The sequence below is a fragment of the Thermococcus prieurii genome (genome assembly GCF_054657655.1).
In genome coordinates, this window is sequence record NZ_BAAHYH010000002.1 from 211805 (window position 1) to 225213 (window position 13409).

Here is a 13409-nt window from a genome sequence, read left to right on the forward strand (position 1 = left end):
CGATGTTCGAGCTTAATGAGTTCATACTCAAAAAAGCTGAAGAGCTTGGCTTCGGCGACGTCGTCGTTCTGAGCTACGAAACGAACAGGAGGCAGGTGCGCTTTGCTAACAACGAGATTACCGTTGCCAAGCACTGGCACGAGAGGAAGGTGGAACTCTTCGTCGAGAAGGACAAGCGCATCGCCACAACCACGATAACCGAGCTGAGCGAGGAGAACGTCGAGCGGGTTCTGAAGACCCTCAAGAAGAACATCGAGAACCTCTCGCCCAAGGAGGACTACTACGGCATCGCCGAGGGGCCGTTCCAGTATAAAGACATCCCAGAGACCTTCGATAAGGCGATAGTTGAGCTCGACGAGCCGAACGACTACGTCGAGATTGCCATAAACACCGCCCTGAGCGAGGGGGCGAAGCGCGTGGCAGGGGTTCTCTACACCGACCACAACAGGCTTTACCTGACCACGAGCAACGGGGTTGAGGCCTTCGACGAGGGAACGGGGATAGAGATAAGCGTTCGCGCTTTTGTGGGCGACCTTGAGAGCGGACACGGGACGTGCTCCGCGAGGGTTCTCAAGAAGTTCGACCCTGAGCTTGCCGGAAGGAAGGCCGGCGAGATTGCCCACATGGCCAAGGACCCGGTTCAGGGGCCCGAGGGGAGGTTCGACGTCATCTTCGACCCGCTCGCCTTCGCGAACCTTCTCAGCTACATGGGCTTCATGCTCTCAGCTTATGCAGCGGAGGCGGGCTTCTCGTTCCTGGCCGGAAAGCTGGGTCAGAAGGTCGCGAGCGAGCTGGTAACGCTCAAGGATATAGGCAACCTCCCCAACGGCTACGGCACAAGGAAGTTCGACGACGAGGGCGTTCCGACGAGGGAAACCACCGTCATAGAGAACGGGACATTCAAGACGTTCCTCCTCAACACGAGCCTCGCCAAGAAGTACGGAACCGAGACAACCGCCAACGCCGGCTTGGTAATGCCGAGGCCCTGGAACCTCGTCCTCGAACCGGGCGACTACTCCAAGGCTGAGCTGTTCAGCGAGGTTAAGCGGGGCATCTACATCACCAACGTCTGGTACACCAGATTCCAGAACTACGTGACCGGCGACTTCTCGACGATACCGCGCGACGGAATCTTCCTGGTCGAGAACGGCGAGTTCAAGCCGATACGGAACATCCGCGTCAGCGACAACCTCGGGAGGATTCTGAGCAACGTGGTCGCTATAGGCAACGAGCCGTTCCAGGTGCACTGGTGGGAGGTTTCGAGACCTGTAATCACGCCCTATGTCCTCGTTAAGGACGTCGGCATAACGAGGGCGACGAAGTGAGCTTCGCCGTCAATTTCCCTATTTTTGGGGTGTCTTTCAGTACACGCTCACCGGTGGCGAGCTTCCATCCATCCAGGCTTTGTGAAGATGTCTGCGGTAGCGGCGGAAGGCTTAAAGTGATAATTGAGATTATCATAACGGTGATTATCACATGGTCAGGTTCGTAGACAGAGAGGAAGAGCTTAAGGCGTTGAGAGAACGGCTCCCAAGCGGGAAATTTGAATTAATCGTTATCTACGGTCGAAGGCGCGTCGGAAAGACCCGTCTCGTCCTCGAAGCGGTGAAAGACGTTCCCCACGTTTACTACCTGGCCGTCGAGGGGGACAACCTGAGGCACTTTCGAGAGACTGCGAGCAGAGTTTTCCCGGAGGTGAGGTACGCCGGGGAGAACTGGGAGAGTTTGCTCCACGCCCTCAGGGGCAGGGTAATCATCATAGATGAGTTTCCCAACCTGATTAAGGAAGACCCGGGGGTTCTGAGCGTCTTCCAGCGGGCGATTGACACCGACCTTGTGAACTCAAAGACGAAGCTCATCCTCCTCGGCTCCTCCGTGGGCATGATGACGGAGAAGGTGCTCAGCTATAAGAGTCCCCTCTACGGAAGGAGGACGGGCTCAATGAAGCTCAAACCCCTGAAGTTCTTCCACCTGCGGGAGTTCTTTCCCCGCGCAAGCTGGGAGGAGCTCGTAGAGGTCTACGGCATGACCGATGGTATTCCATTCTACATAACGCAGGTCCGGCTGCCCTTCTGGAAGTGGCTTGACCGGGAGCTGAGAAACCCCGTGAGCTTCTTCCGCGACGAGGTGGATTTCCTGCTGAGGTACGAGTTCACGGAGACGAGGACCTACAGGCGAATCCTTGAGGCGATAGCCCTCGGCAGAACGACACCCAAGGAGATAAGGGACTTCATCGGAATGAGGCACTCCGACATAACACCCTACTTGAGGAACTTAATCGAAACTGGACTCGTCGTCAGGGAGGTTCCGGTAACCGAAAAACCGAACTCGAAGAGGGGCCGCTACTACGTGGCCGACAACTTCCTCGCCTTCTGGTTCCGCTTCGTCCATCCAAACCTCTCGGCCATCGAGGAGGGGGTCTTTGACGTTGAGGAGATTAAGCGGGACTACGACCATTACCTCGGTCCGGTGTTTGAGAAAGTTGCCAAGCAGTTCCTTATCGAGCTGAACAGGGCAGGAGAACTTCCCCTCAGATTCACGAGGATTGGCAGGTGGTGGAGAAAAGGAGAGGAGATTGACTTCGTCGCTTTGAATGAGAGGGAGAAGAAGGCGCTCTTCATCGAGGTTAAGTGGAAGAGCCTCAGTGAAAGGGAGGCCAGAGGGATTTTGAAGGATTTGGAGCGGAAGAGTGAGCTCGTAGGACTTGACGGGTGGGAAAAGGGCTACGGGTTGATTGCGAAGAGAGTGGAAGGAAAAGAAGGGCTCAATAATGAAGGCTACCACGTCTGGGATCTGGGGGACTTCAACGCAGTGCTCTGACGTTGGAGGGAAGCATTGGGGGATAATCTCTTTGGAGGGGTTACCTTGAACGGGCGGAAGAAAGTGCTTTTCGGTGAGGTCAGGTGGAAGGAGTCGAACGAGAGGAAAGCAATGGGAATTCTAAAGGACCTTTGAGAGAAAGGCCGAGCTTGTGGGACTGGAAGGTAGGGGGGAGTTACGAGTTGATTGGCAGGCGCATTGAGGGGAGAATCCCTAAAAGTCGAAGACTGATTAGTCTGGGACCTCGAGGATGGGAAAACTAACCGGTCAAAACAGAGGGTGATGCCATGTCCGACCACTTCATCCTGCCCTTTGATGAGCCGATGAGAGCTTTGAGCAACGCTCCTCACAGGGGCGGTCTAACTCTGGCCAGCGGATTCTTCTTCATGAAGGTTCCAAAGAACTACTCCGGCGACTACAAGAGGGATTGCCTTGTCTTCGAGCGAGAGCACAACCTGAAAAACTTCGTCGGCTTCATGACGGCCGCGGACATCGGCAAAGTGCTCGCAATTTCGAGGAGCGGGAGCGTTAAGGCCTACGTTACCGCAGGAATAACCAACCCTGCGATAGCGGGTGAGGAGCCGCCACCGTGGAAACCCGGGACGATAAACATCGCCCTTGTCATCGAAGAAGGCCTGACCATCGGCGCGATGGCCAACGCGATAATGACGGCGACGGAGGCAAAAACCTACACCCTCCTGAGCCTCGGATACAAGGCCACCGGAACGACAAGCGACGGCATCGGGGTTTTTGCCCTCGAGGGCGAAACGGAGTGGGCTGGAACGGCGACGAAGCTCGGCCTCGATATCGGAAGGGCGGTCAGGGAGGCGCTTGAGGAGAGTTTAAGAAAGTGGGAGATGACGAGATGTTGAGACCTCACCGCCAAGCCCTACTAGCTAGAGAAAGATTTAAATACTTCTTCCAGTAGTGCTTCACCGGTGGGGACATTTGCGGCGGTTACTGGTGAACGTCGCGAGAGCAATCGCCATCGGAGCAATCTTCTACTACCTCGTGGGCTCAAGCAGAAGCGTTGCCCTGCTTCCCCTCTACGCCGGCACGACACTTGCGTTAGGATACATCCTCATCAACATCGGCGCGCTTGTTGGGCGGAAGCTACACCTGAAGAAGGCACTCCTCGACGTTGCCCTTCTCTACGCCTTTGCCATTCCCGCGGTTCTCCTCGCGGAGCGCTCCCCGCCAGTCGCCGGGGTTACCGCTGTCTCAGTTCTCGCCCTCGCGCTCATCCACGCAATGGACGCCTTGAAGGGGGAGCGCGCGGGAGAAACGGGAGTGTGATATGTCGTACTTCCAGATACGGAAGGGGTTAAATAAAAGAAGTTCCGAAGGAGCTATAGGTCAAAGAGGGCGTGAAAGCCGAACTCCTGCGAGAACTCACCCCATCTCCATGAGCCTTCTGTACAGCTCCTTGACCTTCGCGCTGACTTCTTTCGGCGAGAAGCCAGCCTTAACGGCCAGCCACGTTGCTCCTCCGGCTCCAACTCCCTCCTTGACGTAGCCCTTTTCGTAGTCCCTCAGTCCCTTGAACTCGCTCTTCGAGAAGTCAAGGTCGGCGGCGTAGGTGATTATCCCGATTTCCTTCGCGGTTTCGAGGAAGGTCGCGCTCCTGTCGTTGGCGACCCACTTGGTCGTTGCAATCATGAACCTGCCTAAATCCTCGCCGAGGGCCTTGAGGAGCGCCGAAACGGCCAGCATCTGCGTTCCGCCGGCCAGAACGATGTCCCTCCTAAAGCCGAGCGCGATGCCGATTACGGTAGCCATCATAGGGTCGCCGAACTGCCTGAGGGCCTCGAGGGGGTTGTCCCTCAGCTGGCCCTTCTCAATTCCCGCCCTCTCGAATGCCTCGGCGATGACCTTCTCCTTGAGGCTCTGAGGATTGTCCGGAGAGGCTGAGGAGGTTCTCGCTTCGTAGCCGAGTGCCCAGAGGACGGCCTGGGCGGTTGTCGTTCCTCCCGGAGTTGATTCTCCGATTACGAGCTCCTTCACCGGCGTCTTGTTCAGCTCCTCGCCGAAGAGCTTGGCACGCTTGATTATATCGCCGAACTCCGGAAGGGCAGGCTCTTTTCTGAAGTCCCGCCCGACGGCGTCGCTGATGTGGACGTGCGGGACGAGCGGGGCAAGATAAGTTCCACCCCTGACGACGAGAACCGGGAAGTCCGCGAGCTCCTTTGCCGCTTTGGTGATTATGGCCGGCGTCGGGTGGCCCTCTGGCGTTACGGGAATCACATCAATCGTCAGGGGCTTCTCGTGGAAGAGGTACTCCGCGTCGGCGACCGGTGTAAGCTTCGTCAGCTCTGGCGTCGCTCCGGCAACGCTTATTCCCGGCACGGTGCTTATCTCGGTGTTGCCCAAGACGAGAAGGAAGAGGCTCTCCATTCCAACCACCGTGGAGTTTTTATCCAGTCCCACTTATAGGCTTTGGGGTTGGAGATGGGAAAGGCTTTGATGGTCCTTGGAACCTCTTCCGGAGCCGGCAAGTCGCTCCTCGTTACGGCCTTATGCAGGATTTTCTCGAACCTCGGCTACGACGTCGTGCCCTTCAAGAGCCAGAACATGAGCCTGAACTCGGCCCCGAGCATCGAGGGTGGCGAGATAAGCAGGGCGCAGTATCTGCAGGCGATAGCGTGCAGGAAAAGGCCGAGCGTGAAGTTTAATCCAATTTTGCTCAAGCCCGAAGGAAATATGAGGAGCCAGGTCGTCTTCATGGGAAAGCCGATTGGGAGCGTTTCGGCAAGGGATTACATGCTCTCGCGAAAGGAAGAACTCTTCAGGAAGGCGATGGCCGTTCTGGACGAGCTGAAGGAGAACCACGACCTCGTCATAATCGAAGGGGCGGGCAGTCCGGTCGAGATTAATCTAAAAGACTACGACATAGCCAACACGCGCGTCATGCTTCACGCAAAGGCGAAGGGAATCATCGTCACTGATATAGACCGAGGGGGAAGCTTCGCGAGCATAGTCGGCACGATGGAGCTTCTGAAACAGGAGGAGAGGGACGCAATAATTGGCTTCGTCTTCAACAAGTTTAGAGGCGACGCTTCCCTCCTAAAGCCGGGCTTTGAGTACCTCGAGAAACGCTACGGGAAGCCGACCCTTGGCGTTATACCCTACGTTGAGCACCGCCTCCCGGAAGGGGACTCCCTGACGGAGTTTCCCAAGGTGAGGGGCGAGCTCCACATCCAGATAATCAAACTTCCCCACATAAGCAACTTCACGGACTTCGAGCCCCTGCACTGGGCGAACGGCGTTGACTATGTGACAAAGCCGGAGGAGCTCAAGGGGGACGTGATAATAATCCCCGGGAGCAAGAACACGGTCGAGGATTTGCTCTGGCTGAGGAGGGAGGGCTTTGAGGACGCGATAATTGAGGCCCACCGCGAGGGTTCCTTTGTAGTCGGAATCTGCGGAGGCTTCCAGATGCTGGGAGAAAAAATCATCGACAATGTCGAATCAAAGCACGGAGCAGTCAGAGGAATCGGCCTCCTTCCGGCTAAGACCGTCTTCGAGAAAACCAAGAGAACGAACCACCTGAGTGCCGAGGTTCTCTGGGAACCTGCTAAAGGAATGGCCGTCGAGGGCTACGAGATACGCTTTGGAAGGAGCGTCTCGGAGAGGCCGTTCTCGGTGATTAGGGCAATCAACGGCGCCAGAGCCTTCGAGCCTGAGGGAGCGATAGGCGAGAGGGCCTTCGGGACTTACCTGCACGGGATATTCCACAACTTCGCCTTCACGGAGCGCTTCCTCAACTTCCTGCGGGCTGAGAAGGGCCTTGAGCCTGTCTCTGTTGAGCGTTGGAGCATCGAGGGGGAAATAGAGAGGTTCGCGGGAGTTGTTGAGAAGAACCTCGACATCGAGAGGATTTTAGAGGAGCTGGGACTCTGAGAGTTCCCTACCCTTATTTTTATGAGCTCTTTTCTCTCTTTTCTAATGAGAAAAGCCGGGAGAAGCATTGCGAATGTGGAGGTAAAAGAAAAGAATACTCCCTCAAAGAAAGGAGAAAAGCAAACCTATGTATCTCTCTCAATTTTCAATGTTATCAAGGATATTGTGGCACTAACAAGGAGGGGGACAAGAATATACTGTGCAAATAAGGCATCATTATCAGTTTTCGGTATACATGTGCAGATAGTCGAGTGTACACTTGCTGTACTAGTAGTACAGTTGCATGTTACTACTGTCTGGACATAAGACGTCGAATAAAGGAATATTCCAACTGTAAGAAGAGCAAAGAATACAACCACCAACCAAAACCGAGTATCTTTATCCATCATGATATCCCCCGTTCTTTGTAGCTATAGCTAGAATAGCCAGAAAATAAGTTAAAAATTTTTCGCTTCTCAAAAATAATCCTCCGGCCTCTCCAGCTCCTTCGGCGGATACCTACTTATCCACCAGAGCTTCAGGCGAATGTATACGTAAAACCCGAGAAAGACCAGCAGGCCAACCACAATTAAAACCACCGCGAAGAGCAGGAAGCCGAGAAGGAACAGCACGGTGAGCGCCAGAAAGATGACGAATGCCACCGCTCCCTTAACCTCGCTCCCCCTCATCTTCCCACCAGCCCCGCTATCCTCTCCGCGAGCTTTAACTCTTCCGGCGTGTTGACGTTCAAAGCGAGCAACGGGTTTCTCAGCTCGAAGAACCGCTCCCCCTCGGTTCCGACGGCGTTCAAGCCAACTATCACGTAGCCCCTGTAAATGACGGGCTTCAGATCCTTTGGAACCAGCTTTAGCGGTAGAACACCTGTAAGGCTCGTTTTCCCGTCAAAGGCTCCTGACATCTGGGCTATATCGCTCGCTTTAACGAAGGGTAAATCCGCGGAGACGCTGATGAACGGCCCGAACTCGCGGAGGAGCCACTTAACGTCCTCAACGTAGCCGTTTCCAGGCGTCTCGACGAAAGGAATTCCCTCGCGGAGACACAGCTTCCTCGTTTTCGGTGCATTTTTTGAGAGGGCGACAACTGCCTCACTAGCTCTCTCGGCCTCACGGTAGACCCTAAGGAGCATCGGCACTCCGCCGACCTTCAGAACTGGCTTTTCCCGCCCCATCCTGCTGGAACGTCCGCCGGCCATGATAACTATCATGGGAACCCCTGGTGAGTGCATACACATCGGCCTCTGCAAAGAACTAAAATTGAAGGGCAAGAAAACTCAAACCGCCCTCCAGAAGGGGTCCTCCTTGGCCTTGACCTTGGCGGTCATCTTGAGGGCCCTCAGGTCGCTCTCATCGAGCTCGTTCTTGAGCTGTTTGAGAAGTATTATGACGTCGTTCTTGGTAAGGTCAACGTAGAGGGTCTCGCCGGGGTGGATGTGCCTGCCAACTATCGCCCCCTCAATCGCTATGGCAACGGCGTCCCCCTTCTTGGCCTCCTGAACGAAGTCGTTCTTGTTCTTGATGGACTTGATGACGCCGACTTTCTCGCCCGTTTCCTTGATGAGGGTCACTCCTGGCCTTATCCTGCCCTCGAGGACCTCGACACCGACTATTGCCGGCTTGCTCCTCCTGAAGACGTAGCGCTCGTCAGGGTAGAGCTTGATGACGCCCGGGAAGGTAACGTTCTTGAGTAGCTCGCGCTTCTTCTTTTCTTCCTCTGCCTTCACCCAGGCCTCGTAGTCCTCTATGAGCTTGTAGATGATGTTCCCTACGAAAATCGGCACACCCTTGGCCTTCGCGACCTCCTCCGCGTCTTCATTAACCTTGACGTTGAAGCCGAGGACGACGCCGTACTTCGGCTCCTCCTCGCGGACGCTTAAAGCCTCCATGACATCGGTCTTGCTGATGTTTCCAACGTCGGCCTTCCTTATTGGAATGCCCTTCTCCTGAAGCTCCTTGCTCAAAGCTTCGAGGCTTCCGAGGGTGTCGGCCTTGACGATGACACCTATTTTACCAGTGCTTATGACGACGCTCTGTATCTGGTTCAGGATTTCCTGCTTGGCCCTCTCTACTTCCTCCTCGCTCCTCGCGGCTATTACCGGTGAACCGGCCAGGGCCTCTTCGAGACCCGGTGCGGCTATCTTCACACCCGCCGCGGCTGTTACCTCGTCAACTTGGTCGAAGCGGAAGCGCGGGTCGCGAATTTCATCAAGGGGCTTGGGCTTAAGGAGCGCGCGGATTTTCGTAACTATCGCCTTGTCCTTTCCGCCGACGACGATTGTGTCGTCCTTCCTCAGCGTTCCGTCGTAGATGATGACGTCTATCGTTGTTCCGAGGCCCAGCTCTTCCCTGACCTCGAGAATCGTTCCGCGCGCCGGTCCCTCGACCTCTATCTTGAGCTTCTGCTCGAGGTACTTCTGGCTGAGACCCGCGATGAGAACGAGCAGTTCAGGAACGCCTATGCCGTATTTGGCCGAAATCGGGACTATCGCCAGCTCCCGGGTGAAGTCCTGAACGCGGTCGAAGCGGTTTGCCTGGAAGCCAAGCTCGTAGAACTTGCCGATGAGCTCCCAGAGCTTGGTTTCGAGCTCCTGAACGGCCCTCTGGTCCTGCTTCTTGATGTTGACCAAAAACGGCTCGTCCTCCTCGACGACCCAGCCCTTTATCCTGTCTATCTTGTTGGCGGCGACTATGAAGGGCGTCCTGTACCTCCTGAGTATCTCGATGCTCTCTATCGTCTGGGGCTGAAAGCCCTCGTTGATGTCAACAACGAGAACGGCTAAATCGGCTAAGCTTCCTCCCCTCGCGCGCAGGCTCGTGAAGGCTTCGTGGCCGGGTGTATCGATGAAGAGCAGGCCCGGAAGCTTTATCTCGCCCTTCCAGAGCTTTATTAGCGGTCCGGCGAGCTGTTTGACGACGTCAATCGGAACCTCCGTCGCTCCGATGTGCTGGGTTATTCCGCCCGCTTCCTTGCCGGCGACGTTCGTCCGCCTAATCCTGTCAAGGAGCGTCGTCTTTCCGTGGTCAACGTGACCGAGAACCGCTATGATGGGCTGTCTAATCCTCTTTGCCATCTTCATCACCTGAGCATAACTCATGGCTGGCCTTTTAAAGGGTTCGGGGGAAGAGAAAAGACACGGAAGGGAGTCACCTTTCAAGGCAGTCCATCGTGTCGAGGTACTCCTTTTTGGCCCGCGCGTGGGTGTGGTAGAACCAGTCCGCCGCTTTACAGTAGCTGTAGAGCTCCTCCGGCTTGAAGTAGAGGCTTATCTCCCTCTCAGCGCTCTCGGGGCTGTCGGAGGCGTGGATAACGTTGTATATCGCATCGCCGACGTCGAGGCCGTAGTCGCCCCTTATGCTTCCGGGCTCAGCGTCCTTCGGGTCGGTCGCGCCGGCCATCTTCCTGACGACGCTTATTGCGTATCTGCCCTCCACGACCATCACGACACTCGGGGCCTTGGTGATGTAGTCTATGAGGGCGTTGAAGAAGGGCTTGCCCCTGTGCTCCTCGTAGTGCTTTTCAGCGAGCTCGCGGTCAATCCATATCATCTTCATTCCGACGATTTTGAGGCCCTTCTTTTCAAAACGGCTTATGATTTCGCCCATGAGGCCCCTGACAACGGCGTCCGGCTTCAGAATAACGAGGGTTCTCTCTATCTGCTTCTCGGCCATCGGCAACACCGCTTATAGAATGGGGTGCGCGGTTAATAGGTTTTTTGGAGCCTTGGTAGAAACAGTTGGAAAGGATTGAAAAGAAAGAAATCACTTCCTCCTCTTGGCTCTCTGAAGGCGAGCCTCCTGGAAGGCCTTGGTCCACTTGAGCTTCCTCGGGTTCCTGCCCATGAAGTAGAGTTTCTCGCACTTACTGGAGCAGAAGAAGAGCACTCTGCCGTCGTTCCTGACGAACATCTTGCCCGTTCCCGGCTCGAACTCCCTTCCGCAGTAGGAGCAGACGTTCCAGCGGGCCATTTTCAACGCCTCCTCCTGATTTCTCTCGCCTCACGCTCGGTCTCCCTGAGGATGACTATGTCGCCGACGCGAACGGGACCCTTAACGTTCCTCCTGATGACGCGACCCTTGTCGCGCCCCTCGAGGATTCTGACCTTGACCTGGGTAACGCCACCGGTGACGCCGGTTCTTCCAACGATTTCGATAACCTCGGCGGGGTAGCCTTCGTCGCTCATACCTCACACCTCGTAAAGACTCGCGGGATGAACCTTAAACCTTTCGTGATAAGGAAGGAAGAGGAGCTCACTTCATGAGCTCCCTAACCTTCGTGGCAATCTCCTCAACGAGCTCGCGGGCCTTGCCGGGCTCGATGATGGCGACGCTCGCGGCCGGAACCTCGATTCCAGCGGCGGCGCCGAGTTCCTTCTTGCTCGGAACGTAGATGTACGGAATCTCCTTCTCCTCACAGAGTGGCGGAAGGTGGGCAACTATCTCCTCGGGGTCAACGTCCTCAGCTATTATAACGAGCTTGGCCTGGCCCCTCTCGACGGCCTTGGTGGTCTCGTTGGTACCCTTCCTTATCCTTCCGGTGTCCCTGGCTATCTCAACGGCCTCAAGGGCCTTCTCGGCAAGCTCCTGGGGAACCTCAAACTTCACGTAGCTCGGCTTCGCCATCTTTCATCCCTCCGAAACCTCATCGTTCATCCGGTTTTGCGAGGGGAGTTTGGGCGAGAATTTAAAAGGGTTTCGCTACGTCATCTTTCTCAGCACGAACTCGCAGTGTTCCGCGCCCATCGCCTCGCACTTGGTCTCCTCTCCTTCCCAGCGCTCGCCCGTGAACTCAGTCAAAAACTGCGCAAGTGAACCCGCGTAATGGGGGTGAAACGGATAGGGATAACCTTTTCCACCCGGGAACAGGTTGGTGCCCCTAGCTATGACAACGGAATCTGAAAGTTCAACGAGTTCGAGCTTTCCTCCCCCTCCTGCCATCGTGAACTTGAAGAGGTCCTCAAGAGCTTCTTCCACGTTCGAGCTGTGCTTCTTTGAGTATTCTCCATAGCCAAGGAACTGCTTTTTGCCCCAAGCGTAGAGCAATTCCTTCCCTTTTTCAGGTCCAAGAAAATCGTAAACGGTTTCTATCAAACTTCTCTCTGCCGGTTCTTCTGTTATCTGGACTCGCACATCCCCAATCCATATGGTCCCATCTTCCTCGGCTTTTAAGTGGGTCTTCAGACCCTCAAGGCTCTGATAGTGTTCCTTCACCGGGTTTATGCCGGCTTTGGTCCTTACGTAAGCAAATTTGGGCTCAAGAACACGGAGGGGCTGGAGGGTCCTTTTGATGGTGATTTTTCCGTTGGATGCCTCGATTATGTAATCAAAAGGTATCAGTATTGCCGCGAGGTCTGAACGCTCAAAGACATCGGAGCACACGGCAACGAACGTCGTCTTGCCAAGGGACTTAACCGAATTGACGAGTCTCACAACAGCCTTTATGTAAATTTTAGGGTTCGATTGGAGGGTGTACTGGGATGTCACATCGTCTATAACCAGGATTTCATAGTTCCTCTTTTGGAGTGCTTCTTTTATTATCGCCGTCGTGATTCCAAGGTCAAGGGGGTTTGGTAGAACATCTTTTCCGGACTGGGTAGCCTGACCGTAAAGGTTGGAGTATCCATCGAGAATCGTGAGAGATTTCCCCATGAATGGTTCGTAATCTATACCGTGGTTTTTTAACTCCTTTAGGAGGGTTGGAGGGGGCTGCCTGAAATCCACGAGAAGGACCCTCTTACCGTCTCGGAGGGCCTGTAAAACTGCCTGGTGCATGAGTATGACGTTATCATACTCTATTGAACCAACGAACGCAACACTTGACTCTTCTTCGACCCCACCACCCAGTATATCATCGAGTTGTCTCACTCCCAGTGATAGCATTTTATCACCATTGGGGGCTTACTGTGCCATCTTATAACCTTTGCGTGTAGTACGATGAACATTAGAAAGGAAACACGAGAGGTTGGAATACAAAATGAAACGTATGCCCAACCTCAGGAGCGGCCAAGCTCATCATCCCGGAGGTCAGGAAATAAAGAAACTCATCACGACATCATGTGATTAGCGGTTCTCCCTATCGTAGCCCCGGTAAAGCTCAAGGCTCCTCCTCGCCCTCGCGCGGGGGATGTGATGGCCCATGAGGGCGACTATCTCGTCGGCTTTGGCCTTCCCGTGGTGGAGCATCTTGCGCTCGGTCTTAATCTTCTCAATCCTGAAGGTGTAGCCCCCGACTTCAACCACCTCGCCGACGGCGAACTCCTCATCTCGAGGAACCTTCACGCGGAAGGACTGCGTGAGTCCCTTTGGCATGTAAACCGACACCTTGATGACCTTTGGATAGGTCAAGCTCTCGCCCCAGAGAGTCACTATCTCGCCGACCTTCGCCCGGTTCACCCTCTTTCCTCCTTCCAGCTCGATTCCGGTAATCCTTACCTCATCCTCCTCGGTCTCAACTATATCGCCGACTCTAATCTCCTCGCCCTCGGGAAGCTCTGCCTCGCTCTTGAAGCTCCTCTCGTGCTTGCTAACGATGAGCGGGACTTTGACGAGCTTCGGAAGCGTCACGTGCCAGACGTTACCGCACTCGTTACAGCGAAGGGTAAGCTCCCTTCCGCGCTCTTTGATGACCTCAACGTCATCGCTACCGCACTCGGGACAGATGAAGTACTCCTCCATGTCTCTCACCGGAGTAGGGAA

16 protein-coding genes are annotated in these 13409 nt (G+C 55.1%); 6 read left to right on the forward strand and 10 right to left on the reverse strand.

Features of this window, described 5'->3' with window-relative positions; all coding sequences use genetic code 11:
- Positions 1 to 2: 2 nt before the first annotated feature.
- The 4 genes from ACYQ04_RS04400 (at position 3) to ACYQ04_RS04415 (ending at position 4116) form a co-directional block, all read left to right on the forward strand.
- Positions 3 to 1325 (forward strand): TldD/PmbA family protein, encoded by a 1323-nt coding sequence (locus ACYQ04_RS04400; protein WP_460129853.1) that lies wholly within the window; start codon positions 3 to 5, stop codon positions 1323 to 1325.
- 151 nt (positions 1326 to 1476) lie between these two features.
- Positions 1477 to 2820 carry an ATP-binding protein gene (locus tag ACYQ04_RS04405; RefSeq protein ID WP_460127644.1) on the forward strand — a complete coding sequence of 448 codons (1344 nt, stop codon included), beginning with the start codon at positions 1477 to 1479 and terminating at the stop codon, positions 2818 to 2820.
- Between the two features lie 287 nt (positions 2821 to 3107).
- On the forward strand, positions 3108 to 3692 hold the full coding sequence (locus ACYQ04_RS04410) for an adenosylcobinamide amidohydrolase (protein WP_460127646.1): 585 nt from the start codon (positions 3108 to 3110) through the stop codon (positions 3690 to 3692).
- A 91-nt stretch (positions 3693 to 3783) separates the two neighbouring features.
- The gene (locus ACYQ04_RS04415) at positions 3784 to 4116 is read left to right on the forward strand and encodes a hypothetical protein (RefSeq protein WP_460127648.1); all 333 of its coding nucleotides are present in this window, start codon (positions 3784 to 3786) and stop codon (positions 4114 to 4116) included.
- 96 nt (positions 4117 to 4212) lie between these two features.
- Here the strand turns inward: ACYQ04_RS04415 and cobT are convergent, their stop codons facing one another.
- The gene (gene cobT, locus ACYQ04_RS04420) at positions 4213 to 5214 is read right to left on the reverse strand and encodes a nicotinate mononucleotide-dependent phosphoribosyltransferase CobT (protein WP_460129855.1); all 1002 of its coding nucleotides are present in this window, start codon (positions 5212 to 5214) and stop codon (positions 4213 to 4215) included.
- 54 nt (positions 5215 to 5268) lie between these two features.
- Between cobT and ACYQ04_RS04425 the strand changes: the two genes are divergently transcribed.
- The gene (locus ACYQ04_RS04425) at positions 5269 to 6720 is read left to right on the forward strand and encodes a cobyric acid synthase (RefSeq protein WP_460127650.1); all 1452 of its coding nucleotides are present in this window, start codon (positions 5269 to 5271) and stop codon (positions 6718 to 6720) included.
- Positions 6721 to 6765: 45 nt separating this feature from the next.
- Positions 6766 to 7026, forward strand: coding sequence for a hypothetical protein (locus ACYQ04_RS04430; RefSeq protein ID WP_460127651.1), 261 nt, complete (start codon positions 6766 to 6768; stop codon positions 7024 to 7026).
- Between the two features lie 149 nt (positions 7027 to 7175).
- Here ACYQ04_RS04430 and ACYQ04_RS04435 read toward each other — a convergent pair whose 3' ends face one another.
- From ACYQ04_RS04435 to ACYQ04_RS04475, 9 genes are all read right to left on the reverse strand, one after another.
- Positions 7176 to 7388: a hypothetical protein gene (locus tag ACYQ04_RS04435; RefSeq protein ID WP_460127653.1), complete on the reverse strand. Its 213-nt coding sequence runs from the start codon at positions 7386 to 7388 to the stop codon at positions 7176 to 7178.
- Positions 7385 to 7924 (reverse strand): NTP transferase domain-containing protein, encoded by a 540-nt coding sequence (locus tag ACYQ04_RS04440; protein ID WP_460127655.1) that lies wholly within the window; start codon positions 7922 to 7924, stop codon positions 7385 to 7387. Before ACYQ04_RS04440 ends, ACYQ04_RS04435 begins: the two co-directional genes overlap by 4 nt.
- 66 nt (positions 7925 to 7990) lie before the next feature.
- Positions 7991 to 9793: a translation initiation factor IF-2 gene (infB, locus tag ACYQ04_RS04445; RefSeq protein ID WP_460129858.1), complete on the reverse strand. Its 1803-nt coding sequence runs from the start codon at positions 9791 to 9793 to the stop codon at positions 7991 to 7993.
- A gap of 67 nt (positions 9794 to 9860) precedes the next feature.
- Positions 9861 to 10385, reverse strand: a complete 525-nt coding sequence (gene ndk / locus ACYQ04_RS04450; RefSeq protein WP_460129860.1) for a nucleoside-diphosphate kinase — start codon at positions 10383 to 10385, stop codon at positions 9861 to 9863.
- Between the two features lie 90 nt (positions 10386 to 10475).
- Entirely contained in the window at positions 10476 to 10682 is a 207-nt protein-coding gene (locus ACYQ04_RS04455) for a 50S ribosomal protein L24e (protein WP_015859485.1), read from the reverse strand.
- Positions 10683 to 10684: 2 nt separating this feature from the next.
- Positions 10685 to 10897: a 30S ribosomal protein S28e gene (locus tag ACYQ04_RS04460; protein WP_011250261.1), complete on the reverse strand. Its 213-nt coding sequence runs from the start codon at positions 10895 to 10897 to the stop codon at positions 10685 to 10687.
- Between the two features lie 67 nt (positions 10898 to 10964).
- Positions 10965 to 11336: a 50S ribosomal protein L7Ae gene (rpl7ae, locus tag ACYQ04_RS04465; RefSeq protein WP_042689830.1), complete on the reverse strand. Its 372-nt coding sequence runs from the start codon at positions 11334 to 11336 to the stop codon at positions 10965 to 10967.
- 75 nt (positions 11337 to 11411) lie between these two features.
- The gene (locus ACYQ04_RS04470) at positions 11412 to 12593 is read right to left on the reverse strand and encodes a V4R domain-containing protein (protein ID WP_460127659.1); all 1182 of its coding nucleotides are present in this window, start codon (positions 12591 to 12593) and stop codon (positions 11412 to 11414) included.
- A 180-nt stretch (positions 12594 to 12773) separates the two neighbouring features.
- Complete coding sequence (locus tag ACYQ04_RS04475; protein WP_460129862.1) at positions 12774 to 13388, reverse strand: HVO_0476 family zinc finger protein; 615 nt, start codon at positions 13386 to 13388, stop codon at positions 12774 to 12776.
- Between the last annotated feature and the right edge of the window lie 21 nt (positions 13389 to 13409).

Coding starts and splice junctions, on each gene's coding strand:
- infB (WP_460129858.1), bottom strand. CDS start 9,793: ATGAAGATGGCAAAGAGGATTAGACAGCCCATCATAGCGGTTCTCGGT.
- ACYQ04_RS04405 (WP_460127644.1), top strand. CDS start 1,477: ATGGTCAGGTTCGTAGACAGAGAGGAAGAGCTTAAGGCGTTGAGAGAA.
- ACYQ04_RS04410 (WP_460127646.1), top strand. CDS start 3,108: ATGTCCGACCACTTCATCCTGCCCTTTGATGAGCCGATGAGAGCTTTG.
- ndk (WP_460129860.1), bottom strand. CDS start 10,385: ATGGCCGAGAAGCAGATAGAGAGAACCCTCGTTATTCTGAAGCCGGAC.
- ACYQ04_RS04460 (WP_011250261.1), bottom strand. CDS start 10,897: ATGAGCGACGAAGGCTACCCCGCCGAGGTTATCGAAATCGTTGGAAGA.
- ACYQ04_RS04425 (WP_460127650.1), top strand. CDS start 5,269: ATGGGAAAGGCTTTGATGGTCCTTGGAACCTCTTCCGGAGCCGGCAAG.
- ACYQ04_RS04440 (WP_460127655.1), bottom strand. CDS start 7,924: ATGATAGTTATCATGGCCGGCGGACGTTCCAGCAGGATGGGGCGGGAA.
- ACYQ04_RS04435 (WP_460127653.1), bottom strand. CDS start 7,388: ATGAGGGGGAGCGAGGTTAAGGGAGCGGTGGCATTCGTCATCTTTCTG.
- ACYQ04_RS04430 (WP_460127651.1), top strand. CDS start 6,766: ATGAGAAAAGCCGGGAGAAGCATTGCGAATGTGGAGGTAAAAGAAAAG.
- ACYQ04_RS04400 (WP_460129853.1), top strand. CDS start 3: ATGTTCGAGCTTAATGAGTTCATACTCAAAAAAGCTGAAGAGCTTGGC.
- ACYQ04_RS04475 (WP_460129862.1), bottom strand. CDS start 13,388: ATGGAGGAGTACTTCATCTGTCCCGAGTGCGGTAGCGATGACGTTGAG.
- ACYQ04_RS04470 (WP_460127659.1), bottom strand. CDS start 12,593: ATGCTATCACTGGGAGTGAGACAACTCGATGATATACTGGGTGGTGGG.
- ACYQ04_RS04455 (WP_015859485.1), bottom strand. CDS start 10,682: ATGGCCCGCTGGAACGTCTGCTCCTACTGCGGAAGGGAGTTCGAGCCG.
- cobT (WP_460129855.1), bottom strand. CDS start 5,214: ATGGAGAGCCTCTTCCTTCTCGTCTTGGGCAACACCGAGATAAGCACC.
- rpl7ae (WP_042689830.1), bottom strand. CDS start 11,336: ATGGCGAAGCCGAGCTACGTGAAGTTTGAGGTTCCCCAGGAGCTTGCC.